The 26,573-nt window shown below is 34.7% G+C and carries 23 protein-coding genes; 10 read left to right on the plus strand and 13 right to left on the minus strand.

Going from position 1 to position 26,573, the window contains the following annotated elements; translation table 11 throughout:
- The first annotated feature begins 1 nt into the window (after window position 1).
- Complete coding sequence (gene acrB, locus HNR69_RS05330) at window positions 2-3,118, plus strand: multidrug efflux RND transporter permease subunit AcrB (RefSeq protein ID WP_075293495.1); 3,117 nt, start codon at window positions 2-4, stop codon at window positions 3,116-3,118.
- Window positions 3,119-3,143: 25 nt separating this feature from the next.
- Here the strand turns inward: acrB and menH are convergent, their stop codons facing one another.
- The 3 genes from menH to HNR69_RS05345 are packed head-to-tail and all read right to left on the minus strand — an operon-like array spanning window position 3,144 to window position 6,910.
- Entirely contained in the window at window positions 3,144-3,902 is a 759-nt protein-coding gene (menH, locus tag HNR69_RS05335) for a 2-succinyl-6-hydroxy-2,4-cyclohexadiene-1-carboxylate synthase (protein ID WP_075293494.1), read from the minus strand.
- A gap of 12 nt (window positions 3,903-3,914) precedes the next feature.
- Complete coding sequence (gene menD / locus HNR69_RS05340; protein WP_075293493.1) at window positions 3,915-5,621, minus strand: 2-succinyl-5-enolpyruvyl-6-hydroxy-3-cyclohexene-1-carboxylic-acid synthase; 1,707 nt, start codon at window positions 5,619-5,621, stop codon at window positions 3,915-3,917.
- A gap of 5 nt (window positions 5,622-5,626) precedes the next feature.
- Window positions 5,627-6,910 (minus strand): isochorismate synthase, encoded by a 1,284-nt coding sequence (locus HNR69_RS05345; protein WP_075293492.1) that lies wholly within the window; start codon window positions 6,908-6,910, stop codon window positions 5,627-5,629.
- Window positions 6,911-7,061: 151 nt separating this feature from the next.
- On the opposite strand from HNR69_RS05345, the gene HNR69_RS05350 reads away from it, so the two are divergent.
- A complete protein-coding gene (locus tag HNR69_RS05350; RefSeq protein WP_012341774.1) occupies window positions 7,062-8,276 on the plus strand; it encodes a pyridoxal phosphate-dependent aminotransferase in 1,215 nt (404 codons plus the stop codon).
- Window positions 8,277-8,320: 44 nt separating this feature from the next.
- Here the strand turns inward: HNR69_RS05350 and fadR are convergent, their stop codons facing one another.
- Complete coding sequence (fadR, locus tag HNR69_RS05355) at window positions 8,321-9,040, minus strand: fatty acid metabolism transcriptional regulator FadR (protein ID WP_132995453.1); 720 nt, start codon at window positions 9,038-9,040, stop codon at window positions 8,321-8,323.
- 190 nt (window positions 9,041-9,230) lie between these two features.
- Between fadR and dsbB the strand changes: the two genes are divergently transcribed.
- Window positions 9,231-9,764, plus strand: coding sequence for a disulfide bond formation protein DsbB (gene dsbB / locus HNR69_RS05360; RefSeq protein WP_012341776.1), 534 nt, complete (start codon window positions 9,231-9,233; stop codon window positions 9,762-9,764).
- A 153-nt stretch (window positions 9,765-9,917) separates the two neighbouring features.
- Here dsbB and HNR69_RS05365 read toward each other — a convergent pair whose 3' ends face one another.
- The 4 genes from HNR69_RS05365 to HNR69_RS05380 all read right to left on the minus strand — a co-directional run bounded on the left by HNR69_RS05365 (window position 9,918) and on the right by HNR69_RS05380 (window position 13,753).
- Complete coding sequence (locus HNR69_RS05365) at window positions 9,918-10,958, minus strand: glycosyltransferase family 8 protein (RefSeq protein WP_183405651.1); 1,041 nt, start codon at window positions 10,956-10,958, stop codon at window positions 9,918-9,920.
- Window positions 10,955-11,980 (minus strand): glycosyltransferase family 2 protein, encoded by a 1,026-nt coding sequence (locus HNR69_RS05370; protein ID WP_075290652.1) that lies wholly within the window; start codon window positions 11,978-11,980, stop codon window positions 10,955-10,957. Before HNR69_RS05370 ends, HNR69_RS05365 begins: the two co-directional genes overlap by 4 nt.
- Window positions 11,981-11,994: 14 nt before the next feature.
- Window positions 11,995-12,876 carry a glycosyltransferase family 25 protein gene (locus HNR69_RS05375; RefSeq protein ID WP_183405652.1) on the minus strand — a complete coding sequence of 294 codons (882 nt, stop codon included), beginning with the start codon at window positions 12,874-12,876 and terminating at the stop codon, window positions 11,995-11,997.
- A 61-nt stretch (window positions 12,877-12,937) separates the two neighbouring features.
- Window positions 12,938-13,753, minus strand: a complete 816-nt coding sequence (locus HNR69_RS05380) for a glycosyltransferase family 25 protein (RefSeq protein WP_183405653.1) — start codon at window positions 13,751-13,753, stop codon at window positions 12,938-12,940.
- Between the two features lie 121 nt (window positions 13,754-13,874).
- On the opposite strand from HNR69_RS05380, the gene HNR69_RS05385 reads away from it, so the two are divergent.
- Window positions 13,875-14,708 carry a glycosyltransferase family 25 protein gene (locus HNR69_RS05385; protein ID WP_136122696.1) on the plus strand — a complete coding sequence of 278 codons (834 nt, stop codon included), beginning with the start codon at window positions 13,875-13,877 and terminating at the stop codon, window positions 14,706-14,708.
- 137 nt (window positions 14,709-14,845) lie between these two features.
- Here HNR69_RS05385 and fbpC read toward each other — a convergent pair whose 3' ends face one another.
- The 4 genes from fbpC to HNR69_RS05405 form a co-directional block, all read right to left on the minus strand.
- Window positions 14,846-15,895: a ferric ABC transporter ATP-binding protein gene (gene fbpC, locus HNR69_RS05390; RefSeq protein WP_075293487.1), complete on the minus strand. Its 1,050-nt coding sequence runs from the start codon at window positions 15,893-15,895 to the stop codon at window positions 14,846-14,848.
- A gap of 66 nt (window positions 15,896-15,961) precedes the next feature.
- Window positions 15,962-18,019 carry an ABC transporter permease gene (locus HNR69_RS05395; RefSeq protein WP_012341784.1) on the minus strand — a complete coding sequence of 686 codons (2,058 nt, stop codon included), beginning with the start codon at window positions 18,017-18,019 and terminating at the stop codon, window positions 15,962-15,964.
- Window positions 18,020-18,040: 21 nt separating this feature from the next.
- Window positions 18,041-19,072, minus strand: a complete 1,032-nt coding sequence (locus HNR69_RS05400) for an ABC transporter substrate-binding protein (protein ID WP_012341785.1) — start codon at window positions 19,070-19,072, stop codon at window positions 18,041-18,043.
- Window positions 19,073-19,099: 27 nt separating this feature from the next.
- Window positions 19,100-20,140, minus strand: a complete 1,041-nt coding sequence (locus HNR69_RS05405; protein WP_012341786.1) for an ABC transporter substrate-binding protein — start codon at window positions 20,138-20,140, stop codon at window positions 19,100-19,102.
- Window positions 20,141-20,343: 203 nt separating this feature from the next.
- Between HNR69_RS05405 and udk the strand changes: the two genes are divergently transcribed.
- The 5 genes from udk to adk all read left to right on the plus strand — a co-directional run bounded on the left by udk (window position 20,344) and on the right by adk (window position 24,802).
- Complete coding sequence (gene udk / locus HNR69_RS05410; protein ID WP_011608800.1) at window positions 20,344-20,985, plus strand: uridine kinase; 642 nt, start codon at window positions 20,344-20,346, stop codon at window positions 20,983-20,985.
- 9 nt (window positions 20,986-20,994) lie between these two features.
- Complete coding sequence (gene dcd, locus HNR69_RS05415) at window positions 20,995-21,579, plus strand: dCTP deaminase (RefSeq protein WP_011608801.1); 585 nt, start codon at window positions 20,995-20,997, stop codon at window positions 21,577-21,579.
- Between the two features lie 14 nt (window positions 21,580-21,593).
- A complete protein-coding gene (locus tag HNR69_RS05420) occupies window positions 21,594-22,787 on the plus strand; it encodes an AsmA family protein (RefSeq protein WP_075293485.1) in 1,194 nt (397 codons plus the stop codon).
- A 279-nt stretch (window positions 22,788-23,066) separates the two neighbouring features.
- On the plus strand, window positions 23,067-24,068 hold the full coding sequence (locus HNR69_RS05425; RefSeq protein WP_075293484.1) for a bile acid:sodium symporter family protein: 1,002 nt from the start codon (window positions 23,067-23,069) through the stop codon (window positions 24,066-24,068).
- Window positions 24,069-24,157: 89 nt separating this feature from the next.
- Window positions 24,158-24,802 (plus strand): adenylate kinase, encoded by a 645-nt coding sequence (adk, locus tag HNR69_RS05430; protein ID WP_011608804.1) that lies wholly within the window; start codon window positions 24,158-24,160, stop codon window positions 24,800-24,802.
- Between the two features lie 85 nt (window positions 24,803-24,887).
- Here adk and grpE read toward each other — a convergent pair whose 3' ends face one another.
- Complete coding sequence (grpE, locus tag HNR69_RS05435) at window positions 24,888-25,475, minus strand: nucleotide exchange factor GrpE (RefSeq protein ID WP_075293483.1); 588 nt, start codon at window positions 25,473-25,475, stop codon at window positions 24,888-24,890.
- 142 nt (window positions 25,476-25,617) lie between these two features.
- On the opposite strand from grpE, the gene HNR69_RS05440 reads away from it, so the two are divergent.
- Complete coding sequence (locus HNR69_RS05440) at window positions 25,618-26,535, plus strand: NAD(+) kinase (RefSeq protein WP_012341789.1); 918 nt, start codon at window positions 25,618-25,620, stop codon at window positions 26,533-26,535.
- Window positions 26,536-26,573 lie beyond the last annotated feature (38 nt).

Below are 26,573 nucleotides of genomic sequence, written 5' to 3' on the forward strand. Positions count from 1 at the left end.
AATGAAATTTACCGATATATTTATTCGTCGTCCCGTATTAGCTGTGTCAATCAGTTTGCTTATCATTATTTTAGGGTTGCAAGCAATTTCAAAATTGAGTGTACGTGAATATCCGAAAATGACGACAACGGTAATTACTGTAGCAACGGTATATCCGGGGGCAGATGCTAATTTGATGCAGGCATTTGTAACCTCTACCTTAGAAGAGGCTATTGCCCAAGCGGATAATATTGACTATATGTCATCAAGCAGTGCGGCTAATTCTTCGATAATTACAGTTAAAATGAAACTGAATACAGATCCTAACGGTGCTTTAGCTGATGTATTGGCGAAAGTGAATTCTGTGCGTTCAAGATTACCGCATAATATAGAAGATCCTGTGATTTCATCTTCAACAGGTGGTACAGGAATTATGTATATCAGTTTTTATTCTGATAAATTGGATTCCAGTCAAGTGACGGATTATATCGAAAGGGTTGTTAAGCCTCAGTTATTTACTGTTGAAGGGGTAGCGAAAGCTCAAATTTTCGGGGCGGCTCAATACGCATTGCGTATTTGGTTGGATCCCGAAAAAATGGCGGCACAAAATCTTTCCGCACTGGCTGTAATGTCAGCTTTATCGGCTAACAATGTGCAAACAGCGGCTGGAAGTGCGGATGGTTATTATACCGTTTATAAAAATAAAGTCGGGACAACCACTAATTCTGTTAAGGATTTAGAAAATTTAATTGTTTATTCAAAAGACGATAATCTTGTACGTTTGCGTGATATTGCTACTGTTGAGCTAAATAAAGAAAGTGATAGTACAAGAGCAACAGCAAACGGTGCTGATTCTGTCGTTTTAGCTATTGAACCGACTGCAACAGCCAATCCATTAACGGTAGCGGAAAATGTTCGTCCATTGTATGCACAAATTAAACAGAATTTACCAAGCAGTATGTATTCTGATTTGCTTTATGATCGTACTATCGCTATCAATAGTTCTATTAATGAAGTGATCAAAACTATTATTGAAGCTACTGTTATTGTTTTGGTTGTGATCTTACTATTTATTGGTTCTTTACGTGCAATTTTAATTCCTATTATTACTATTCCAATTTCATTAATTGGCGTAATCATGATTTTGCAATTATTTGATTTCTCCATTAATTTGATGACGCTATTGGCAATGATCTTAGCTATTGGGTTAGTGGTAGATGATGCGATTGTGGTATTGGAAAATGTGGATCGTCATATTAAAGCCGGTGAAACACCGTTTCGTGCCGCAATTATTGGTACTCGTGAAATTGCAATACCTGTTATCTCTATGACAATTGCATTGATTGCAGTGTATTCACCTATGGCACTAATGAGCGGAATTACGGGATCTTTATTTAAAGAGTTTGCTTTGACACTGGCAGGTGCGGTCTTTATTTCAGGCATTGTAGCATTAACTTTATCGCCAATGATGACAAGTAAGTTACTAAACAATAATGCAAAACCCAATCGTTTGGAACAGCAAATTGAAAAATCATTAACTCGATTAACCAATGGGTATGTTTATGTTTTAAATTTAGTTATGGATAACCGTAAGTGTATGCTTGCTTTTGCTGCTATTATTTTTGCCATGTTACCATTTTTGTTTACTTCCCTTTCCAGTGAATTGACACCAGCGGAAGATAAAAGGGCATTTATCGCTATTGGTTCCGCACCTTCCAATATGAATGTAGATTATGCTCAGGAGGCAACGAAACAGTATGTTGATCTGCTGAACAAAACCGAAGAAGTACAATTTACAATGTCTATTGCCGGTTTTCCAAGTTCTAGCGATACATTAAATGTTGTAACCTTGAAAGATTATAAAGAAGATGGTCGTAGTCAGTCAGAGATTATAGAAGAGTTGAATCGAAAGGCAACGCAAATTCCGGAAGTGAGTGTTTCTGCCTTTAATTTTCCTGAAATTGATACGGGAGAATCCGGAGCACCGATAGGCTTTGTTATTAGTACAGCAAATAACTATCGTGATTTAGCACCGGTTGCAGAAGCATTTTTAGCGAAAATGCGTGAATCAGGCAGATTTGTTTATACGAATCTCGACTTAAAGTTTGATACCGCTGAAATGCAAATTAGCATAGATAAAGAAAAAGCCGGAAGTTATGGTGTTTCTATGCAACAAATTAGTAGCACTTTAGGGAGCTATTTATCCGCAGCTACGGTAAGTCGTGTTGATATAGACGGGCGAGCTTATAAGGTTATAGCACAAGTCAAAAGAGCGGATCGTTTAACACCGGAAAGTTTGAAAAATTTCTATGTATCCGCAAGTAACGGAAAAAGTATTCCGTTGAGTAGCTTAATTAGCATGGAATTGGTAACACAACCGACATCATTGTCAAGATTTAGTCAGTTAAACTCGGCATTAATTCAAGCAGTTCCAATGCCGGGAGTTTCAGTAGGTGATGCGGTTCAATGGCTGAAAGATGCAGCGACGGAGTTACTGCCAAAAGGATATAACTACGATTTTCGTGGCGAAGCACGTCAGCTTGTACAAGAAGGGAATGCGTTAGTAATAACTTTCGTGTTAGCTGTTCTTATTATTTTCTTAGTATTGGCAATTCAGTTTGAATCTATTCGGGATCCATTGGTTATTATGGTTTCTGTGCCTTTGGCGGTAAGTGGAGCGTTACTGGTACTTAACTTCTTGAGCTTATTAACTGATATGAGAATTTTAGGGTTATCAGGAGTTACCCTGAATATTTACTCACAAGTAGGATTAATTACACTGGTTGGATTGATTACTAAACATGGTATTTTAATGTGTGAAGTAGCAAAAGAAGAGCAACTTTATTTGGGTAAATCACGAATTGATGCCATCACTGAAGCGGCAAGAGTGCGTTTACGCCCTATTTTAATGACAACAGCGGCAATGGTTGCTGGATTAATTCCGCTCTTGTTGGCATCGGGAGCCGGTGCGGCATCTCGTTTTAGTATTGCTATCGTATTAGTTGCAGGGCTTTCAATAGGCACTTTATTTACGTTGTTTGTATTGCCCGTAATTTATTCTTATATTGCCAGTGAACACAAACCTTTACCTGAGTTTGATGAAAGTATAAAACCATTGGCGACTGATCAGCATCATTAAATTCAAGCGATAAATAACCGCACTTTTAAGTGCGGTTTATTATTTCAACTATTTTATTTGCAAACGCAATTGGGTTTTCTAAATGAGCATTGTGTCCGGCACGTTCAATTAAAAATAAATTTAATTGATTTTCTTGTGCCATTTGCTTAAATTTTTCATCCTTTTCACCACAGAAATAATAAATGGGCAGAGAAAAAGACCGCACTTTTTGATGAAAAGATGGTTGTTTGGCAAGTGACGTTGCGATTAGCATTTTTGCAATATTTTGACCTGATTGATGTCTTCGTTGAGAAATTAATTGTTTTCGCTCTCGTGCAGATAGGTGAGCAAAAACAGGTTGCTGATACCAATCATTTAAAACCTTGGACATAGTTTCTTGGCTAAAACGTTTTGCCCAAGCCAAATCATTCTGCCAGCGTTCAAGGCGTTGTTGTTCATTTTCTACGCCTAAATTTGCACCTTCCAAGATAAGTGCAACAAGTTTACTTTGTGGATATTTAGATTGCAGTGCGTAATTTAAGGCAAGACGTCCCCCCAATGAGTAACCAACGAGAATATAAGGCTTATCGGCAATTTTTGCGGTAATTTGTCGGGATAGATATTGTGCACTTTGTTCAAAATCTTCTATGTGATAGTTTGTTTGTTCACCATGAAAGGGCAGATCTAAACATAGATAAGATTGTGAGGAAAAGTGCGGTAGATTTTTTTTAAGTTCTTCGATAATGTATTGCCAATCTTGTTTTGTTCCAAGTAATCCATGTAAAAAAACTAAGATCGGCATCATACGCTATACCTCTTAAACACCGATTAATGCATGACCAATTTTGTCAATAAGATCTTTATAGATATTGCTACCGTCATTCGGATTGACTTTAATTTCGATGATGGTCGTTTCTCTGCGTGAGTAGGCTTGTTTAAGTACCGTAGCCAGATCAGCCCAAGTATAAGGGCGAGCATATTTGAGATCGAACATAGCCGCAATATGTGAAAACTCAAGATAGTGCGACATACGGTAATATTTTTCTTTCACTGCGATATCAACAGGAAGCATATCAAAGATTGCTCCACCATTGTTATTAATGACAAAGATAATTGCCGGTTGGTTTAGTTGTTTGAATAATGCAAAAGAGTTTAAGTCGTATAGCGTGGAAGTATCGCCAATCATTGCTACCAGTGTTTGTTCGGAACCAACAGCAATTCCTGCCGCAGTCGCAAGCAAACCATCAATTCCACTTGCTCCACGATTAGTGTAAATTGGATAATTGGCGGAAGGTTGGCTTAGTGCATCGGCAAGGCGTACAAATAAACTGTTCCCCAAAAAGAGAACGCTATTAGATTTTGGTAGTAATAATTCAATATTATGTGCCAATGAGGCCTCATTTAAATTTGAACCGACACGTTGTTTGATAAAGTCCGCACAGAATTTAGCCAATGCTAAAGGCTCAAGTAACCAAGGTTTTTTCCGCATTGGCGGATGGGCTCGTAACCAATGATGCGGTTTAGCATTGAAACGTGTATGAGCATGATGATAGGGATCAACAGCTTTTTGATTATTTTCAATAATCCAGTATTCACCTTTAAATTCTGCTAAGAATTGATTAATTCGCTTTCCAATAAATCCTGAGCCAAATTGAATGACGATTTCAGCTTGTAACAGTTTTTTTCTGACAGTTTGGTTTGCCAGCCAAATATCTGCATAAGGTAGGGTTGGTTTAACATGGGATTGAATGTCTGTAATCATTATCCAACCCATATTGTCTGCCCATTCAGCAATTCCCATTGCCTGTTCGGAAGGTAAGCGTCCAACAATAATTATGCCTTTTTTGGTTCGCCATTGATCCCAATATTTATGTGTAATAACTTCCGTGTGTTGTTCTTGATGTTGAATCCAATTTTTGTTTTGTGTTAGCCAAGATTGAATATTACTGAGCCAAGGATGAAGATCTATTTCATCATTATTGGCATTATAGAGCGGTTCAGCAAAAGGGACATTGATATGAATAACGCCCCCTTGCTTTTGTCGGAAACAAGCCTGATCTAAAACTGAAATTAGCCATTGAGCAGAATAGTTTTGACTTGGACGAGGCAGATTTATGCTGGCGATCGGGTATTGTGCAAACATATTTTGTTGCAAAATAGCTTGATTAGCACCGCACTCAAGCAATTCAGGAGGACGATCTGCAGTTAAGATAATTAATGGCACATCTGTTTGGCGTGCTTCAATAATTGCAGGGTAAAGATTAGCTGTTGCTGTACCGGATGTAACGATTACAGCAACCGGTTTTTTGCTCGCTTTAGCAATTCCCAATGCGAAAAATCCTAAGCCTCTTTCGTCGAAATGAGCATGACAGGTGCCACGTCCATTTTCCTGTAAACGGATAGCTTCTAGTGTAAGTGGTGTGGAGCGTGAACCCGGTGCAATGCAAAAATGAGAAACACCTTGACGGCTCAAGGTTTCCAAAATCACTTTTGACCAACAACGGTTAAAAACGCTGGCTGACATATTTTCTACTCCGTTTCTTTCTGTAATAGGGATATTAGCCCTAGTGCTTTACGTTCTATTTCTTGCCATTCTAATAAAGGAATAGAACCTTCAACAATACCGGCACCGGCAAATATACGAATATAATCTTGTTCAATAAATGAGCTACGAATAGTCACACAAAACTCAGATTCTGTTTCAGTCATTATTCCCAATGCACCTGCATACCAAGTGCGGTCAAAAGTTTCGGTATTTTGCAAGAACACTTTTGCTTCTTTTTGTGGTAAACCGGCAATAGCTGCGGTTGGATGTATTGCATTTAAACATACCGCATCAGTATTTCCTGCTTTAAGTCGGGCAGAAATTTCTCGTTTTAAATGTTGAACTTGGCGTAGTTGCTTAATTTCCAGTTCACTCACCGTAATTTCCTCAACATAGGGTATAAGATGTTGACAAATGCCCTCTACAACCAAGCTGTTTTCATAAATATTTTTCGGATCTTGTAATAACCACTGAGCTTGTTGCTGATTAATATGTTCATCATTTGTTATAAAAGCTGTCCCTGCCAATGCTTCAGTGATTAGGCGATTTTGTTTACGAACATATAATCTCTCAGGCGTGGAGCCTATAAATGCTTGTGTATTATTTTGAGCAAACAAAAAATGATAGCAACCTGTATTGTACTTCTCACTTTCGGCTAAGAAATCCTTAGCGTTTAATGGGCTATCAGTTTTAAAGTCGGTTTCATTTGCCAGCACAACTTTAGTCAGATTTTTTTGCTTAATTTCATGCAATGCTTTTTCTACCCAAAGACACCATTCCGTTTGATTTGCTTTTGTTGTTATCAATTGAATTGATTGATGGATTGGGTTTAATTGAACTTGTTTTTCCAAAGAATGAATAATATTCAACAGATCATATTTTTCTTGTTCCCAAGGTTTTTTATTATCAATAATGAGTTGAATAACAAGTTTTTGTTCTTGTATGAATGATAAACGTGGCAAAATAAATAGAGGTTCACCATTAAATTGACAGCCGCCGATAAGAGATAAATTAAATTGTTGCACAAACGTTAGTGCTGATTTAACTTGCGTAAAGCGACATACTTCTCCAAGCCCTAAGATTTTTTTATTGGTATCACGAAAATTAAGATAAAATTGCGGATAATGATGTTGAGCTTTTAACCAACCGAGTAAATTCAATTCTTCATTTAAATCCAAACGAAGAACGGAAAAGTCGTTTTTAGGGTCAAATTGGTATTGATTAATTAAGCGAATAAACTCAGCCTTAATCTCGTGCAAATTATCCATTTTGTATCGTATTAAGTTAAACATTCAGTTAAAAACAGCTCTTAATTCTACCGCACTTTAAAAATTTTTTTTATAAAATCTTTTCATCTTTTTAAAATAAGCGTAAAGTGTGGCTATATTTTGAGTGACATTATTATTAAAAGGATAGTCTATGCGAGTTTTCCCTAAATCCGATAAGTTAGAACATGTATGCTACGATATTCGTGGACCGGTACATCAAGAGGCGTTACGTTTGGAAGAAGAAGGCAAAAAGATCTTAAAATTAAATATTGGTAATCCAGCACCATTCGGTTTTGAAGCTCCTGATGAGATTTTGGTAGATATTTTGCGTAATTTGCCTGCCGCACAAGGATATTGTGATTCAAAAGGTCTATATTCTGCACGTAAAGCTATTGTTCAATATTACCAATCTAAGAATATTTTAAGTGCGACCGTAAATGATGTATACATCGGTAATGGTGTTTCTGAACTTATTACTATGTCATTACAAGCATTGTTGAATGATGGTGATGAGGTGTTAATCCCAATGCCTGATTACCCATTATGGACGGCAGCTGCAACGTTAGCCGGCGGAAAAGCGGTTCATTATTTATGTGATGAACAAGCTGATTGGTTTCCTGATGTGGCAGATATAAAAAGTAAGGTTACTTCTCGCACAAAAGCCATTGTTATTATTAATCCTAATAATCCAACGGGAGCTGTTTATAGTAAAGAATTATTATTAGATATAGTTGAAGTGGCCCGCCAAAATGGATTGATGATTTTTGCCGATGAAATTTACGATAAAATTTTATATGACAACGCTGTTCATCATCATATCGCCGCATTAGCGCCGGATTTGTTAACGGTTACTTTCAACGGCTTATCAAAATCTTATCGTGTAGCAGGATTTCGCCAAGGCTGGATGATTTTAAATGGACCGAAACAGCAAGCGAAAGGCTATATTGAAGGTCTGGATATGTTGGCCTCGATGCGTTTATGTGCCAATCATCCTATGCAACATGCTATACAAACAGCTTTGGGTGGGTATCAAAGTATCAATGAATTTATTTTGCCGGGTGGGCGTTTATTGGAACAGCGGAACAAGGCTTATGAGTTGATTAACCAAATTCCGGGGTTAAGTTGTACAAAGCCAATGGGAGCACTTTATATGTTTCCGAAAATTGATACTAAAAAATTCAATATCTATGATGATGAAAAAATGGTATTGGATTTATTGCGTCAAGAGAAAGTGTTATTAGTTCATGGACGTGGTTTTAACTGGCAACAACCGGATCATTTTAGAATTGTAACCTTGCCTTATGTGAATCAAATTGAAGACGCCTTAGGAAGATTAGCCAAATTTTTAACGCATTATCGTCAGTAGTTGTGAAACAAGAGAGAACATTTTGCTCTCTCTTGTTTTGTCTTTTAACCTTCTTCACAAAAATTTTCAGGTAAATTTGTCAGTATTCCTTTCCAAATAGCACTACTACGTTCACGATTTTCCACAAGATAAACACTGGCTTGTTGATAATCTCCATTTCGACAACATTCTTTCAATTGTTGATAGAAAGTGAGTTCAACTTGGCGTGATTGCGGATTAATAAAAAAAAGTGCGGCGACTTGATGATAAAGTGTTCTAAAACTGTTTAAAATCAAAGTATATACGGGCTTATCTGATATAAAGCTAAAACGATGATAGAGGTTATAGTCAAATTCCGCATAACTCTTTTCATCATCATCTAATTCATCTAAAGATTGGAAAAATTCAAACGTTTGTTGAGGATTAATTTTTATTGCTTCAGGAATAAATTGTTCACCCATCCGAGTACGTAAAGATACCACATTTGCAATGACGGTAGGTTTAAGAGTAGGCGATAATTGAATGAGTGTTTTTAAAATATTGGGGCCAGCTGTTTCCCAAATATTGTTTACTTTGGTTGGTTTACCATGTTGAATATTTAGCCAACCATCACGATTCAAACGCTGTAATACTTCACGTAATGTTGTTCTTGTTACACCGATTTTGTCTGCTAGTTCACGTTCTGCAGGTAAATCTGAGCCGGCAGGAAAATGATTATTCCAAATGCTTTTGACAATATATTCTTCGGCTAACGCAGCCGGACTTTGTGCTTTAAGAATATCCATACTTCTCTTTTTGTTAAACATACTGTAATAACTAGGTGGGCATTATCCTTGAAAGCGATTTATATTACAATCATTTAATTATGTTTTTTGCTTTCCTTTATAAGTGTTTTATTCTATATTACTCGTGCGTTTGTATTTTTGTGTTTTGAGTTTTTATGAAATTAATTTGATGACATTAAGGATCATAGGCATGCTCATCTTTTTTAAAAATTTATCAATGAAACGTAGTACTTGGATACTGCTGTTCATTTCAGCATTAGTGTTAGAAAGTACCGCACTTTATTTTCAGCATGGCATGGGGCTGAATCCTTGTGTGATGTGTATTTATGAACGTGTAGCTATTTTAGGTATCATGTTTTCAGGATTGATTGGATGTATTGCACCAAAATGGTTAGTTTTACGCATTTTAGCTTTACTTATTGGGTTAGGTAGTGCGGTAAAAGGATTATTATTAGCAATCAAACACTTAGATTATCAACTTAACGTATACCCTTGGAATCAATGTGCAATGGTTCCTGATTTTCCTCAAACCTTACCATTGGATAAATGGTTTCCTAATATATTTATGCCTTCAGGTTCTTGCAGTGATATTACATGGAGTTTTTTAGGATTTTCTATGGTGCAATGGATTATTGTTATTTTTGCATGTTATTTCCTATTTTTCATTATTCTCAGTATAAGCCAATTTAAAAAAGTCAGAAAAAACAGAATGCTGTTTAGATAGCTCTGCTCGTTGAAATTTTTCTCAAAGTGCGGTGTTAAAATAAATTATTTTTGTACCGCACTTATGTTATTAAAAAATCATTCCTTAAAGCTTACTTGTTCCTAGCGTGAATTCCTCTTCTTTAGGGGGATTAGACGTAGGGAAAATCAAGATTTAATAAATCTTATAGATTATTTTGTGTCTAAGATCTTTAGCAAAACGCTTTAACTTACGTATAAACGGTACGTTTTCAACTTTCCATTCTTTTGGTGGATTTTCAAGTTGCTGGAATAAATGACAAAATAAATTCGCTTTTAGCATTGAACATTTTTCATGCCATGATTTTTTTGGACCAACATAATGAATAATAGCAAGAGGCATAGTCGCTTCTTCATATTGATTCCGTTCTTTTTTACTTACCCTTTTTAGTCTATTTAACGCATTGGCAGTAAAATTATATCTTAAGTCTAAATATTTTACATTATTCGCAAAAATAGCATTTAAAATATCCTGATCTTGATATAAAAATTCAATATTATTACGTTTACAATATTCAATCCATTGTAATGATTTTTCAAAAACATGACATTTTTCCCATTCAACTACATTAATTAATAATACGCCGGCATTAAAATAAAAATGTGTATTAGGTAGATGAAGTTTTGTTTTATAATCTGACTGACTGACTGACTGACTGACTGACTGACTGACTGACTGACTGACTGACTGACTGACTGACTGACTGACTGACTGACTGACTGACTGACTGCTCATTCTTTTGCTTTTTTCTTGGGATTCAATAAAAGCATCATAACAAGCTCCGATTGCCTTGTTTCCTAAATCAGTATTCCACAACGGCAACAGACTATGATTGACCAATATGTCAATATCCAAATAAATAATTTTCGTTAAATTAAATTTTTTTAAATAACTTGCTAGATTTAACCTGGCGTAGGTTGATAAAGAAATATATTCTATTGTTCTAGGAAATTTTTCAAAATCACTTATATTAATAGGGGTAATATCCAAACGACAGTTGTTTTTATTGGCTAGTTCAATGCAATAATCCTTTGCAACAGTAGAAATACCCATATCCAACAAATAAAAATGAATAGTATAACACTCATTGTTTTTATCTCTAGCGTGAATAATACTTAACATAGTTACTGCTAAATATTTTGCATAATTGTCATCACATGAAAAGAGAATGTTCATTTGTTTCTTCTTCTTATTAAGGATTTTAATGTTTTACTCAGTATTTTTCTTTTTTGTAATAAATTTAAATGTTTATATTTTAAAATATATAAGAGAAATTCAATAGAGCCACAATTTTGATAAATTAAATTTAGTATCATATTGAAAAGAACAACATTAAGCGATTTAAAATCACTTGCTGGTAAAATATTTTTTTTAGATGAAATAAATTCGGCAAAATCAGATAAATCATTAAAACAATAGTTTTCTTGGAAAGAGTAGTTAATGCCTAATTTTTGTAAGAGAAAGTTGGTTGCTTCTATTCTTATTCTTCTAGCTGATTTTTCTTGTATATCACTATATTTTGAAGATATTTGATTATGGTGTACCCTATAGTAAGTAAATGATTGAGGGATATTTGCCATTTTTCCTCTTTTAAGTATTTCTAGCCATAATTTATAATCCTCTGCATGCGGATATTTTTCATCATAAAAGAGATTATATTTCTTAAAAACATCGTTTCGGATTACCATAGTGGGATGAGTAAATTGATTTTTAAATGGAAATTCTCTTAAAATTTCTTCATATTCTAAACAGCCTTTCCACACATCTTTATTTTTAGTATATTTTCCCACTTTTCCAAGTGGAACATCATTATCATGCAATATAGTAATAAATCCGCCAACAGCAAGCAAATCCGGTTCTCTTTCCATTTTTTCTACAATCGTTTCAATCCAAAAGGGTTCAACAATATCATCAGCATCAGTTCTTGCGACATATTTTCCATTACAATATGTTAAACCTTTATTAAGAGATTTAATAAGTCCTAAATTAGTTTCATTTTGTAATACTAATAATTCCCCCCCCCTAGCGTATTCATGTGATAATCTATTTAAAATTTCCTGAGTATTATCAGTAGATCCATCATTTACTACAATTACTTCAATATTATTATAAGATTGAAGCATAATTGCACGAATACATTCTTCTATATATTTTTCTGCATTATATGCTGAAATGAGTACAGAAACTAAGTTATTCATTATTTTTAACCTCTCTATAAGAATTTTACAATACGCCAACCATTCAATTTTCTTTTTAATCTTCTTCTAAATCGTCCTATTTCCTTCGAAATACTTCGCCATAAATTCCTTCTTGCTTTTTTATTATTTTTACTCTCTCTCTCTCTCTCTCTCTCTCTCTCTCTCTCTCTCTCTCTCTCTCTCTCTCTCTCTCTCTCTCTCTCTCTCTCTCTCTCTCTCTCTGCACGCTCTACTGAAATAACGCTGGTTAACTTGCAGTTGTTTTGATTTAAAACATTATCTTGAATAACAATTGCAGGAGAAATTTGATAAACGGGATATTGTTCTTCTTTTAATAATGATTCAAATAAAATAACATCAATTGGCTCAACTGAAAAATAAGGAGATTTAAATAAATCTAATAAATTTTTTGCGGCAATTTGTGAAATAATATATCCTGCAGTTCCCCATTGTTGAGACATTAATTGAGGAAAACAACGCTGTTGAAAAAATTTAATTTTAGTTTTGCGATATGCTGAATTCATTAAATAAGTTTCTAAACGAAGAATAAAATACTGATTCACATCAAACCGCTCTTTTAACCAATCATATTGACCAAGAAATTGATGGGCGACTGGACTGAGAATAATGTCATCTTCAAAAATAGCGATAAAAGGTAAATTTTCATCAATACATTTTTGCCATAATAACACATGGCTCATAAAACAGCCTTTTTCTCCTATTGTCAGATCGGTTTTATTTAAGGAAGGGACATATTGTTGAATAATATGTTCATTTTCTTCATTAGGTTGAAACGCATTAAAAAAGGAATATGGAATATTTTGTTCGCCAAAATATTTTTCAATATGTTGACGTCTTTCAACTGAACTTTTTAAACTGATAACATGATTAAACATTATATTTCCTAAAAATAAAATAACGTATTCTAACAATGATATGCTATGTGCAGAGATATTATTATAAGAATTTTATACGACGATAACCTTTCAATATCCCTCTTCTAAATCGCCCTATTTCCTTCGATATACTTCGCCATAAATTCTTTTTTGCTTTTTTATTATTTTTACTCTCTCTCTCTCTCTCTCTCTCTCTCTCTCTCTCTCTCTCGGGTGCAAGAGAACTGGTTAATGTGCAGTTATCTTTATTTAAAATACAATCCTGAATAATAATGGCAGGCTCACATTGATAAACCGGATATTGTTCATCTTTTAATAATTGCTTAAAAATAATTTGATCTATTTCTTCAATGAAAATATCCGTATTTTTAAATAACGCTAATAATTTTTTAGCTGCAACTTGAGAAAGAATATAGCCTCCCATTCCAAAATGTCCAGACATTAGCCGATTAAATTTACGGTTTTGGTAGTCGGGAATTTTTGTCTTGCAATATTCTGATTTCATATAAATTGTTTCTAAGCGGAGAATAAAATATTGATTAAAAGCGAACCGCTCTTTTAACCAATCATATTCACTCAAAAATTTATTGGCGACCGAACTGAGAAAAATATCATCTTCAAAAATGGCAATAAACGGTAGATTTTCATCCACACATTTTTGCCATAATAAAACATGACTCATAAAACAGCTCTTTAGTTTATTTGCGAGACTGCTTTTACTTAAAGCTGGGACATAGTGTTGAAGGATATTTTCGTTTTCTTCATTAAGTTGAAAAGCATCAAAAAAAGTATAGGGAATATGTTGTTGGCTAAATTCTTTTTCGATATGTTGACGTCGGTCGACCGCACTTTTTAGACTAATAACATAATTAAACATAGTTTACTCATTTTTTATATATAAAATGTAGTGGTTTGCTACCCAATTAAATTGACAGTATAAAAAATAATTTCTAAAATAGCCAATATTTTGTTGAGTTTACTGTGAATTATGTTAGATAATGCCAATCAATCAATCAATCAATCAATCAATCAATCAATCAATCAATCAATCAATCAATCAATCAATCAATCAATCAATCAATCAATCAGCGATTTTTGTCATAAATTTAGAAAAAGCAACTGAAAGAAAACATTTTATTTCCCACCAATTTACCGCACTTCAAGAACAGCATCCTGACATCGTAATAAATTATCAGTTTTTTACAGGGGTAAATGGAAACACCCAACCAAATCATCCTTTATTTGCTAAATACAATCAAAAGAAACGCTATCAGCGAAAGGGAAATGAAATAACTTTAGGGCAATTAGGTTGCTATGCAAGTCATTATTTACTATGGGAAAAATGCGTTCAATTACAACAACCTATTATTGTATTAGAAGATGATGCTATTTTGCAGCCCAATTTTTTAGCTGTTTATCAGTTCTGCTTTTCTGCGGAAAATCAATTTGAATTTTTTTGGTTAACGCACTCTAATAGTTCAAAAATTAGAACAAAATTAATTCACACGTTACCCGATAGTACAAAATTAGAACAACATTATTTCGGTTATAGTAACACGACAGGTTATTATCTTACTCCTCAAGCAGCACAGAAGTTTTTAGAGCATTCTCAAGAGTGGATCTACAATGTAGATATTTTTATGGATCGTTTTTATGAAAATCATGTTGCTTTATTGGGCGTGAATCCGCCTTGTGTCAAACCCGATTTTTCTAAGCAAAGCCAGATTACGATGAATAAAAACAACCGCACTTTTTGGGTTAAGTTAAGACGTGAATATTTTGCACTTCTTGAGCGTATCAAGCGTTTTGTTTATTGGACGTTTTATTGTTGATGATAGATATGGATAAAGTGCTAGGTTTACGAGCAGACAAAACTGGAAACAAAATAGGCAGGGAAATTATTAGAGTTTCCAGTTCAAATTGATCTGACAGTCAGCTGTTAAACAGAGACTGTCAGATTAGTTGCTTTTTATTCTTGTTTGTTTAGTAAAAATACGCCATTTTCACTAAAATGAACGTAGGCCTCGTGCATTTCTTGTGAAAAATTCTCTGGGTTAGTATTGATTAGTAAATCTTTACCGCCCCAATTAGCTATGATTTCCCAATAACTTCCCATATAGACCGCACTTTTTATGATGCAATGTTGTTGAGCAAGACCTTCTGATTTTAGTTTGACTGCCTCAGGACGAATACCCACTAAACATTCTCCATCGTTCAAAGCGAATTTATCCGCATCAGGTAAAACAAATTGATAGTCGTTAATGGTAATTTTGCCTTGTTCTAAATAGCCATTAAAAATACTACTTTCTCCCATAAAACTTGCTAAGAATAGTGAGTTAGGATATTTGTAAAGCTCTTTTGCCGGTGCTTTTTGCATGATTTTACCTTTATTCATCACGATGACTTCATCAGATACCGCAAAAGCTTCTGTTTGATCATGAGTTACATATAAAGAAGTAATATTTAAACGCTGTTGTAATTCACGAATTTTTTCACGCATTGAACGGCGTAAATTGGCATCTAAATTACTTAGAGGTTCATCAAATAATAACACTTTCGGCTTTAATACTAATGCTCTTGCCAGTGCTACTCGTTGTTGTTGTCCACCTGAAATTTGATCGACATAGCGATCTTCAAATCCTGCCAAGTCAACTAATTCTAGTGCCTCTTTTACTCTTTGTTTGCGTTCATCAGAACCCACACCTTGCATTTTTAAGCCATAGCCAACGTTATCGCCGATGGACATATGCGGAAACAGTGCATAAGACTGGAATACGATACAAATATCACGATTTTGGATGGAAGATTTTGTTACATCTTCACCATCAATAAAAATTTCTCCCTCGGTTGGACTTTCAAGTCCGGCGACTAAACGCAATACCGTTGTTTTACCACAACCTGACGGTCCTAATAAAGTTACCATTGAACCACGTTTTATGCTCAAGTTTAAATTATCTATTACTACAGATTTACCAAACGATTTGGTGATATTTTTGAGTACTAAAAAATCATTATTCATATTTATAGCCTTTCGTTAAAATTTTTTATTTTTCTACCGCACTTCGCTATTCAAGTGCGGTACCGATTAATTCATTTTTTTCGCTTTTGAACGGGAAATGCGAGTGTCACCAACGATCCAGTCAAAGAATAAAATAATTGCCATCATTACAACAATTAAAATTGAACCATAAGCAATGGCTATGCCATATTCGCCATCTTCAACTCGATTCAAAATATAGGCAGTAGCTACTCGTGTATCCGCTGTAACTAAAAAAACAATCGCACTGACGGTTGTCATTGCTCTAACAAAGCTGGTAACCAATGCGGAAAGTAATGCCGGTTTTAATAATGGAAAAACAATAAATAAAATAGTTTTTAATGAACTGCCTTTTAAAGAAAGTGAAGCTTCATCTAGAGATTTATCTAATTGTCCAAGTCCTGCAACCGCCGCTCGCATACCAACGGGCATGTTACGCATTACCATTGAAAGAATAATAATTAGTCCCGTACCTGTAAGGTAAATCGGTGCATCATTGAATGCAATGATATAAGAAACACCGGCAACGGTACCTGGTACAGCAAAGCAAAGTAAGGTTAAGAATTCTAAGGTTTTTTTGCCTTTAAAATCTCGTCTTACTGTAATATATGCGATGAGCAATCCGAAAATAGCCGTAATTGGAGCCGCACTTATCGCAAAAATAACCGTTTGAATTAATGACGGCCAAGCACCATCACTGAAACCTTGACCAAATAACGTTATGTAATTTTGTAGGGTGAACGTGTAATCAACGCCCCAGTTTTTTGTAAAGCTACCATAAAAAATACTGCCATATAAGACCGCATTAAAGAGGATCCAAAAACCTAACGTAAAGACAACGATATATTTTAAGGTCGTTGGTAATTCTTGTACGTCTCCTCGATAGGATTTTCCCGATACTGTTACATAAGAACGATTACCTATCCACCAATATTGAATGATAAAGATTGCAAGAGAAAATATGAGTAATATCGTACCTAACGTGCTGGCTGAAGCATAATCCAATTGAGAACCCGCAATGTAAAAATAAATTTGTGATGAAATCACATCAAAGCTACCGCCAAGAACTAATGGCGTACTAAAATCCGCCAATGATTGAATTGCCACAACTAAGAATGAATTTGCTAATGCTGGCTTTAACAACGGAAAAATAATATTAAAAAACGTTTGATAGCGATTTGCTCTTAATGTATAAGATGCCTCTTCAATAGATGGATGGATAGATTTTAGTGCACCTTCTAAAATCATAAATGACATGGGAGTAAGTGCTAAAGTATGAGCAATTACAATACCTGTAAAACCATATAGCCAGTTACTGCTAAACCCAAAATACTCAACTAAAAATGAAGTTACATAACCGGAACGTCCCAACATTAATGTTACCCCAAGACCGACTACAAAAGGTGGGGTAACAATAGGTAAAATAGAGAATATTTTACCTATTACCGCTGTTCGCTTAGCAACTCTGGTAGTATAAAGTGCAAAAATTAACCCAAATAATGTCGCTAGAGTTCCAATTGTAAATGCAACCGCTAATGAGTTTCCAATGATGCGTAAAACATAGGGTTTACTCACAATGTCCAACACTTGGCCAGGTACAAATGTCGAGCCATCGTAGAACATAGAAAGGAAAATGGCGAAAGTTGGATAAACAATAAAGAAAAATATAAGTAAAATGATACTTATTAGAGAAAATATAATGAACTTATCTCCTTGCATAAATTTCATTTTTGCCAATGCGTTGGTTGCTAATGCAACCAACGTAATAACCAAGATAAAAATGGAATATCCAAGACTGAACTTTTGCAAAATAGCAGACAAAAATACAAAAAAGAAGATTCCTACAACAGCAAAAAATTCAACTTTTCCTTGTTTTTGTTCCCCGCTATGTTGAAATAAATGAGAAAGTATTGGCACAATGAGTAATGAACCAAACCAAAGCCAACTTAAATTAAACTTAGTCCATCCCATTGCGTCATAAATTTCTTCAGATGTAGAATCTGTTATACCATAGTGTAATGTCATAGTTGGTAACACAAAAAATCCAATAAACGACAATAAAATCCATCCTAGGCTACCTTTGAATATTCGTGTCTGTTCACTCATAAAACCTCCGTGAAACAAAAATTACTTTGCTAATTTAACTTCTGTAACCCATTTATCAATAATCTTGCTGCGAACTTCATTTGATCCAAATCGATCAAAATCATAATCGATTAAGTTTAATTCCGTTGGCTTAAGTGAATAAGGCGATGGTTCAGCATTAGCATTAGTTGGAATATGATGGGATTGTGCCTTTTGCCAAGAAAGTTCTTGAGCTTCTTTTGACATTACCCAGTCAGCAAATAATTTTGCATTTTTCAAATTACGTGCATTTTTAATGATACTGATTCCGCCCAGTTCATAGCCCGTTCCTTCACAAGGAACAACAAGCTCAATAGGTGCTCCATTTGCTTTTTCAAAAGAGTAATTTTGTAAAAAGCCTACACCTATTGCTGTTTCTCCTCTTGCTGTATTTCTTGAAGGAGCTGTACCTGCTTTAGGATATTGGGATACATTTCGATGAAGTTTTTTCAAGTAATTAAACGCTGCATCTTCTCCCCATAATTGGATAAATGTTGCAATTGCCGTGTAAGCAGTACCTGAACTTTGAGGATCAGCTAATTGAATTTCGTTTTTTAGCCGTGGATCTAAGAGATCTTTCCAACATTTTGGAACTTCAGTAATACCTAATTTTTTTAACCTTTCGGTATTTACACCAAAGCCTAATACTCCCATGTATACAACAGAACTCTTTCCATTTCCTAATTTTTGGAACTGAGGAAGCACTTCTGCCAATTTCGGTGATGTGTAAGGTTCAATCAGACCTAGTTCCACCGCTTGTAAGTGCGTGTCGAATGGACCGCCAAACCACACATCAGCTTGAGGATTATTTTTTTCCGCTACCATTTTTGCTAAAGTGCTGCCTGAACTATTGCGAATAAATGATGCACTAACATTGTATTTCTCAGAAAAACCTTGAACGGCTTTTTCACATACTACATTTTGAGCACTACAATAAACCACTACTCTCCCTGCCGATTTTGCCAAGGTTTGAGCGTGAAATAAACTTGCAAAAAATAAAGCGGAAAGAGATAAAGCAAATTTTGATAACTTCATACTTATTCTCCTAAGTAAAAAATATTTTTATTTAGCCAATTTAACTTCATTAATCCATTTTGTAATTAAACGTTTACGTTCTGCAACGTCACCATATTTTTCAAAATTGTAATTAATAAGTTTTAATTTCTTAGGATCAAAAGCTACCGGTGATTGTTCTGCTGTCGTGTTAGTTAATGTTTGGAATGATTTTCCTTTTTTCCAAGCTAATTCTTGCCCTTCTTTTGATAACGCCCAATCTACAAACAATTTAGCATTTTCTAAGTTTCTTGCACCTTTAATAATACTGACACCTCCTAATTCATACCCTGTTCCTTCACAAGGCACAATCATTTCTATTGGTGCACCTTGTTGTTTTTGCAATGCATAATCATGTAAGAAACCTATTCCCACAGCTGTTTCACCACGAGCGGTATTATTAGAGGGGGTAATTCCCGATTTTGTGTACTGTGAAATATTTGGGTGTAACTGTTTAAAATAATCAAAAGCTTTATCTTCTCCCCAAATTTGAATAAAAGTTGCAATCGCTGTATAGGCAGTCCCTGAACTTTGTGGGTCAGCGATTTGGATTTCTCCCTTAAGACGAGGATCGGTTAAATCTTTCCAGCATTTTGGAATTTCAGTGATACCTAACTTTTTCAATCGTTCCGTATTAACACCAAAACCTAAAATTCCCATATAGATAGCAGAGGTATAATTACCTTTCACTTTAGCCGGATCTTGGAAACGTTCTACAATGTGATTAATATTGTCGGAACGATATGGCATTAATAATCCCATTTCTGCTGCTTGTGCTTGAGGATCAAGCGTACCGCCATACCATACATCGGCTTGCGGATTATTTTTTTCTGCTTCAATTTTTGCTAGAGTACTGCCCGAGCCGTTTCGAATGAAGGATGTTTTTACGTCATACTTTTCACCGAAAGCCTTGGTTTCAGCTTCACACATTTCATTAGTTGCACTACAGTAGACAACTAAACGCCCCTTTGCATTAACTTGAGTCGTTACCATTAATCCTGTTGCAAAAAGTGCGGTTGATATTGCCCAAGATATTTTTTTCATTTTCATATGGTTCTCCTTGTTTGAAAAATACCTGTTGTAAGACAGTGTAGGAATGATAACACAAGAAAAAATAGGATCATGTGAGGAAAGTCACACAATACAAAATAAAAGGGAGTGATACATAAATCTTCTGAGAATGACTGTCAATACAGGTAAATTTTCTTTATAATCGGCATAAATTTTCATTTAAATTAGGTGGAATATTATCCATGTCAGATCAGTCTTGTATTATTATTGCCATTGCTGGTGCGTCAGCATCGGGGAAAAGTTTAATTGCATCGACTATTCATGAGGAATTGTGTAATGAATTAGGCTGTGAGGAAATTGGGATTGTGACGGAAGACAGTTATTACAAAGACCAAACGCATCTTTCTTTTGAGGAACGTATTAAAACAAATTATGATCATCCAAATTCAATGGATCGTGATTTACTAATTCAACATTTATGCGATCTAAAAAAGGGTAAAGCCGTTGATATTCCAGTTTATAGCTATGTTGAACATACAAGAACCCAAGAAGTAACTCGGTTTGAGCCTAAAAAAGTAATTATTTTGGAGGGGATCTTGTTATTAACAGATGAGCGTATTCGTCAGGAGGTAAATATGTCGGTTTTTGTTGATACACCTTTGGATATTTGCTTTATTCGCCGTTTACAACGTGATATGGAAGAACGTGGTCGCTCATTACAGTCTGTCATTGATCAATATAAATCCACGGTTCGTCCAATGTTCTTACAATTTATTGAGCCATCAAAACAATATGCTGATATAGTTGTTCCTCGTGGTGGCAAGAATCGAGTTGCGATTAATATGTTAAAAGTGCAAATTCAACATTTGTTAAATAACAAATAAGGAACAAATATGAGATTATGTGATACAGATATTGAGCGATATTTGGATCAAGGTATTATTTCTTTAACACCTAGACCGAGCAACGAAAAAATTAATGGTGCAACTATTGATGTTCGTTTGGGAAATTCTTTTCGTGTTTTTCGTGAACATACTGCACCTTTCATTGATTTAAGCGGTCCTAAAGAAGAGGTAACCGCTCAACTTGATGCGGTAATGAGTGATGAAATTATTATTGGAGAGAATGAAGCTTTCTTTTTACATCCGGGTGAATTAGCCTTAGCCACAACATTAGAAGCAGTCAAATTACCTGCCAATATTATTGGTTGGTTAGATGGGCGATCTTCGCTGGCTCGTTTAGGGTTAATGGTTCATGTTACCGCACATCGTATCGATCCGGGTTGGGAGGGGAAAATTGTCTTAGAGTTTTTTAATTCTGGAAAATTGCCTTTGGCGTTACGTCCCAACATGGTGATTGGTGCATTAAGTTTTGAAGTATTAAGTGGTACTGCTGCGAGACCTTATACAAGTCGCAAAGACGCAAAATATAAACATCAGCAAAGTGCGGTTGCCAGTCGTATTAGTGAGGACAAGTAAGGGTATATCTGATTATGTGGAAAAAAATCTTCTTTTTTATTACCGCTTTTTTTGTCGGCATAGCAATTTTCACGTATGTGCAGATTGAAAAAATTCAATCAACGTTAGTCGCAAGATTAAATGCTAACCAAATAGCGGTTGACAACATTACTATTGATTTTTTCCCTACAAAGATAACGCTTACTAATCTCCAATATTCTAAACATCCTTCTCACATTAATATTGACACGGCAAATATTGAAATAAGCGTATTGAATTTATTAGCGGGTAATCTTGCTGTAAATAATATTGTTCTAAACAACATTTCCCACTCATATCCATCTTTCCCAGCTGTTCAGCACTTAACAATGATAGGGAAAATTACACAACAAAATAGCAACATTTTCTTTGATAATGTGCAGCTGGAACTGCAATTTGCTCAACCTGTTTATTTGGATAAAAGAACATTCAATTTTCATATTATTGAAGGATTTTTTAATCAAAATGAGATGGAGACTCCTAAATTTGAAGGAAATATCGTCATAAATCAGCAACCTGTGCTTATTAAAGCGGAGATCTATCAATCAAAAAACGAGGAAAAGGGACTAAAGATTTTGTTTAAAGCTAGGGATTGTGAGCAATGTGCGGCAGAGTTTGAATATAATTCAACTCGTGATCTTTCATCGGTGTTTACAGAAGGAACTTTGCAGTTTAGCAGTCATAATTTTCCCATTGAATATTGGCTTAAAATGGCAGATTTAGATCCACTTATAACAGGAAAAGCTGATATTGTTGCGAGTGGTGTAGTAAAAAATAATCGGTTACAAAAACTGGACATGCCAATTACGATTAAACAAGGATCTCTATCCGGCGTTAATTTGTTGGAGTTGGCGAGTGGGATTTTACCTATCAATTACGATAGAGAAAATGCACCGAGGGATATGGCTTTTGAACATCTTCAACTCAACGCAAATTGGGAGAATAACTTATTGTATTTAGAAGATATATTTATTTTGACTGAGAATATTATTATTGAAGGCAAGGGAATTTCCGATCTTGATCAGATGCAATGTGATATTAATTTAGTTATGCGACCGACCAATAAAAAATATCAAAATGTCAGTTTAACTGTACATTTCTTTGATCAGTGCAATCGCCCTCAGTATCAATTGAAAATCCGAGCAAAAGATTATTTAAAGCAATTACTAAAAAGAAAATTTTCCCATTAAGTCTCATGTTAATCATGCAGTCTTGTACTGTGCTGAAAAAATAAACTCAATTTTAAAATAAAGTGATATTTACTATACACTTTCTTTCTTACCTTTATAAAATTATTGCCAATAAATATCTTTTCAAGATAAAAATCTAAAAACAATTAAAAAATTGGAATTAAATAAATATTTAATTATATTTAAAAGAAAAAATTCAAATTAAAATGCTGAAAATGACATTGACTTAACCATAAAATTTCCTCATTATTGGGTAAGTAATTTATGAGGAAAAAAGTTATGTTTTTATTAAAAAAGTTCAGTCATCTTTTAGCAAAATACACCGCACTTGTTATCATTGCATTAGCTTGTGTTACTTTTTATTCCCCAAATCTTTTTACTTGGGTAAAAGGTGATGCACAAATTATTGTACTTGGTCTAATAATGCTATCAATGGGCATGACCTTAGGTAAAGAAGACTACCGTATTCTTGCAAAACGTCCTTTTGATATTTTAGTAGGAACTATCGCCCAGTATAGTATTATGCCTTTTGTTGCAATTTCTATTGCACAACTCTTTAATTTGTCTCTAGGGTTAACTTTGGGTTTAGTGTTGGTTGGTTGTTGTCCCGGTGGTGTTGCTTCAAATATCATGAGCTTTCTTTGTAAAGGCGATGTGGCTTACTCTGTGGGTATGACTACTGTTTCTACTATTTTAGCTCCAATAATGACCCCACTTTTATTGAATTATTTAGTAGGTGAAACGGTTGCAATGGACGGTTGGGCAATGTTTAAGTTTATGTTGTTAGTAACATTGGTTCCTGTTGGTATTGGCTCAATTATGAACATAACGTTTGAAAATAAAAAATGGTTTCAAGAGTTGCGTGAATTAATGCCGGGTGTTGCGGTTATTAACTTTGCTTTTATTGTTGGTGGCGTTGTTGCGGTACATGGAAATAAATTTTTAGAATCCGGTTTTATAATTTTTGTATGTATTGTTTTCCATAATGTTATTGGATACATCTTAGGTTTCTTTACAGGGCGTTTATTTGGAATGAGTACAGCTAAAAAACGCACTTTATCTATTGAAGTAGGAGTACAAAATGCTGGTTTGGCAACAGGATTAAGTTCAAAATTTTTCCCAACTAATGCGGAGTCTGCTATTGCTTGTGCAGTATCTTGCGTATGGCATTCTATTTCAGGCACAATTTTAGCAAATTTATTTTTATGGTGGGATAAACGCAAAAATACATCAACTCAAAAGAACAATCCTGCTAAAAATTTAATGAATAGCACGAAATAAAATAATAAAAATTTATACCGCACTTGAGTTTGTAAGCTAATCAAGGTAATGTATGCGAGTTTATTTTATTATTGTTTTATGAGGTTAATATGAAAATCATTCTTTTGGGGGCACCTGGTGCAGGCAAAGGTACTCAAGCACAATTTATTACAAATAAGTTTGGCATTCCTCAAATTTCTACTGGTGATATGCTACGTGCTGCAATTAAAGCTGGAAGTGAATTGGGACAAAAGGCTAAAATCTTAATGGATATGGGACAATTGGTACCTGATGATTTGATTATTTCTTTGGTGAAAGAACGTGTAGCACAAGAAGATTGCGAGAAAGGTTTTTTACTTGACGGTTTCCCACGTACAATTCCACAAGCAGACGCTTTAAAATCCGTTGGTATCAGTATTGATTATGTATTGGAATTTGATGTGCCGGATGAAGTTATTGTTGAGCGTATGAGTGGTCGTCGTGTTCACCCTGCTTCTGGACGGACTTATCACATTGTTTATAACCCGCCAAAAGTGGAAGATAAAGATGATATAACCGGTGAAGATTTAATTCTTCGTGCAGATGATAAACCTGAAACCGTTCTAGATCGTTTAAAAATTTATCATAATACCACTAAACTTTTGGTTGATTATTATCAAGCTGAAGCTGCACAAGGTAACACGAAATACTTTCGATTAGATGGTACACAAAAAGTTGAAGAAGTGAGTCAAGAATTGGACAAGATCTTGAGCTAAGTGCTTAAACAGTTCAGACCTCTATGACTACTTAATACTGAGAACATAGAGGTCTGCTTTTATTCATTGAATATAAATATGCTAATTATTGTGCAACCATTACCATGGCAGGTCTGATAACTCGCCCATTTAATAGATAGCCTTTTTGTAAAACTACTGTAATTTGATTACTTTCAAACCCTTCTGTTGGTTGCATGGAAATAGCTTGGTGTAATTCAGGGTTAAAAGTTTCGCCAATTACACCGACAGGTTCAACACCGAAGCGTGCAACAGTTGATAAAAGTCCTTTTAAAGTTAACTCAACACCATCGACTAAACTTTTGATGGTTTCATTTTCTACATTAGCAGGAGTAGACAGTGCACGTTCTAGATTGTCTATCGTTTCCAACAAATCTTTAGCAAATTTCTCTAAAGCAAATTTATGTGCTTTTTCAACATCTTGTTCAGCACGACGGCGTATATTATCAATTTCAGCACGTGTGCGTAACAAAATATCTTGTTCTTTTTTTACAGCTTGAATAAGCTGTTCCTCCAGTTCTTGCACACGAGCAATAGCATTTTCCAACGCATCTCCATTCTGTATTTCGGTTTCTTCCATTGGTTTTTCTTGCTCATTTTGAGTTTCAAGTTCAGCTGAAATTTCCTCTTGTTCGACTTTTTCTTGTTCTGACATTATTTTTTTACTCCATTTTTAGATTTGTATCATTGTATCAAAAAACATAGAAATTAACACCCGCACTTATTGGCAAGTAGAGTAGAATGTGTGTAATATAGTACTCCTTTTATTTAATTCAAGTGTTCTTTGTAGAAAGACCATGACACCAGCAAATTTTATTGATAGTAAAAAATTAATTATTTCGTTTAAGACGATTGCCTTAGTAGGACGCCCTCGTCATGATGTGAATTTACAAATGCACAAAAATTTATTTCATTGGCTTTCTGAACGTGGTTATCAAGTTTTAGTTGAACGAGAAATTGGTGAACGTTTAGGATTGTCGGTAAATCATTTAGCGGATTTAGATGAAATAGGCTGTTTAGCCCATCTTGCCATTGTTATTGGTGGTGATGGTAACATGTTAGGACGGGCGAGAGTCCTAGCTAAGTATAATATTCCATTAATAGGTATTAATCGTGGTAACTTAGGGTTCTTAACTGATATTGATCCGAAAAATGCTTATGCTCAGTTAGAGGCTTGTTTGGAAAGAGGCGAGTTTTTTGTTGAGGAGCGTTTTTTACTTGAAGCAAGTATTGAGCGGAATGGAGAAGTTGTTGCACAAAGCAATGCAATAAATGAGACAGTTATTTATCCGGCTAAAATTGCTCATATGATAGATTTTCATGTATATATTAATGATAAATTCGCATTTTCGCAGCGTTCAGATGGGCTGATTATTTCCACACCAACAGGTTCAACTGCGTATTCTTTGTCAGCAGGAGGTCCAATTTTAACTCCGCAGCTTAATGCTATTGCCTTGGTGTCAATGTTTCCACATACGTTATCTTCTAGACCTTTGGTTATTGATGCTGACAGTAAGATTTCGGTGCGTTTTGCTGAATATAATACATCTCAATTGGAAGTTGGATGTGATAGTCAAGTAGCGCTTTCTTTTACCCCTGATGACATTGTACATGTCACAAAAAGCCAAGATAAATTACGCTTGTTACATCTAAAAAATTACAATTATTACAATGTATTAAGTACAAAATTAGGTTGGCTTAAAAATTTAGCTTAAAAAATTTTTATAAGTCTATTTACTGTATATAAAAACAT

This window comes from Histophilus somni, assembly GCF_014202395.1.
In the GTDB taxonomy this organism is placed as follows: Bacteria; Pseudomonadota; Gammaproteobacteria; order Enterobacterales; family Pasteurellaceae; genus Histophilus; species Histophilus somni.

Bases quoted from the DNA above. Each gene is read 5' to 3' on its own strand.
- acrB (WP_075293495.1), top strand. From the start codon at position 2: ATGAAATTTACCGATATATTTATTCGTCGTCCCGTATTAGCTGTGTCA.
- menH (WP_075293494.1), bottom strand. From the start codon at position 3,902: ATGATGCCGATCTTAGTTTTTTTACATGGATTACTTGGAACAAAACAA.
- menD (WP_075293493.1), bottom strand. From the start codon at position 5,621: ATGTCAGCCAGCGTTTTTAACCGTTGTTGGTCAAAAGTGATTTTGGAA.
- HNR69_RS05345 (WP_075293492.1), bottom strand. From the start codon at position 6,910: ATGGATAATTTGCACGAGATTAAGGCTGAGTTTATTCGCTTAATTAAT.
- HNR69_RS05350 (WP_012341774.1), top strand. From the start codon at position 7,062: ATGCGAGTTTTCCCTAAATCCGATAAGTTAGAACATGTATGCTACGAT.
- fadR (WP_132995453.1), bottom strand. From the start codon at position 9,040: ATGGATATTCTTAAAGCACAAAGTCCGGCTGCGTTAGCCGAAGAATAT.
- dsbB (WP_012341776.1), top strand. From the start codon at position 9,231: ATGCTCATCTTTTTTAAAAATTTATCAATGAAACGTAGTACTTGGATA.
- HNR69_RS05365 (WP_183405651.1), bottom strand. From the start codon at position 10,958: ATGAACATTCTCTTTTCATGTGATGACAATTATGCAAAATATTTAGCA.
- HNR69_RS05370 (WP_075290652.1), bottom strand. From the start codon at position 11,980: ATGAATAACTTAGTTTCTGTACTCATTTCAGCATATAATGCAGAAAAA.
- HNR69_RS05375 (WP_183405652.1), bottom strand. From the start codon at position 12,876: ATGTTTAATCATGTTATCAGTTTAAAAAGTTCAGTTGAAAGACGTCAA.
- HNR69_RS05380 (WP_183405653.1), bottom strand. From the start codon at position 13,753: ATGTTTAATTATGTTATTAGTCTAAAAAGTGCGGTCGACCGACGTCAA.
- HNR69_RS05385 (WP_136122696.1), top strand. From the start codon at position 13,875: ATGCCAATCAATCAATCAATCAATCAATCAATCAATCAATCAATCAAT.
- fbpC (WP_075293487.1), bottom strand. From the start codon at position 15,895: ATGAATAATGATTTTTTAGTACTCAAAAATATCACCAAATCGTTTGGT.
- HNR69_RS05395 (WP_012341784.1), bottom strand. From the start codon at position 18,019: ATGAGTGAACAGACACGAATATTCAAAGGTAGCCTAGGATGGATTTTA.
- HNR69_RS05400 (WP_012341785.1), bottom strand. From the start codon at position 19,072: ATGAAGTTATCAAAATTTGCTTTATCTCTTTCCGCTTTATTTTTTGCA.
- HNR69_RS05405 (WP_012341786.1), bottom strand. From the start codon at position 20,140: ATGAAAATGAAAAAAATATCTTGGGCAATATCAACCGCACTTTTTGCA.
- udk (WP_011608800.1), top strand. From the start codon at position 20,344: ATGTCAGATCAGTCTTGTATTATTATTGCCATTGCTGGTGCGTCAGCA.
- dcd (WP_011608801.1), top strand. From the start codon at position 20,995: ATGAGATTATGTGATACAGATATTGAGCGATATTTGGATCAAGGTATT.
- HNR69_RS05420 (WP_075293485.1), top strand. From the start codon at position 21,594: ATGTGGAAAAAAATCTTCTTTTTTATTACCGCTTTTTTTGTCGGCATA.
- HNR69_RS05425 (WP_075293484.1), top strand. From the start codon at position 23,067: ATGTTTTTATTAAAAAAGTTCAGTCATCTTTTAGCAAAATACACCGCA.
- adk (WP_011608804.1), top strand. From the start codon at position 24,158: ATGAAAATCATTCTTTTGGGGGCACCTGGTGCAGGCAAAGGTACTCAA.
- grpE (WP_075293483.1), bottom strand. From the start codon at position 25,475: ATGTCAGAACAAGAAAAAGTCGAACAAGAGGAAATTTCAGCTGAACTT.
- HNR69_RS05440 (WP_012341789.1), top strand. From the start codon at position 25,618: ATGACACCAGCAAATTTTATTGATAGTAAAAAATTAATTATTTCGTTT.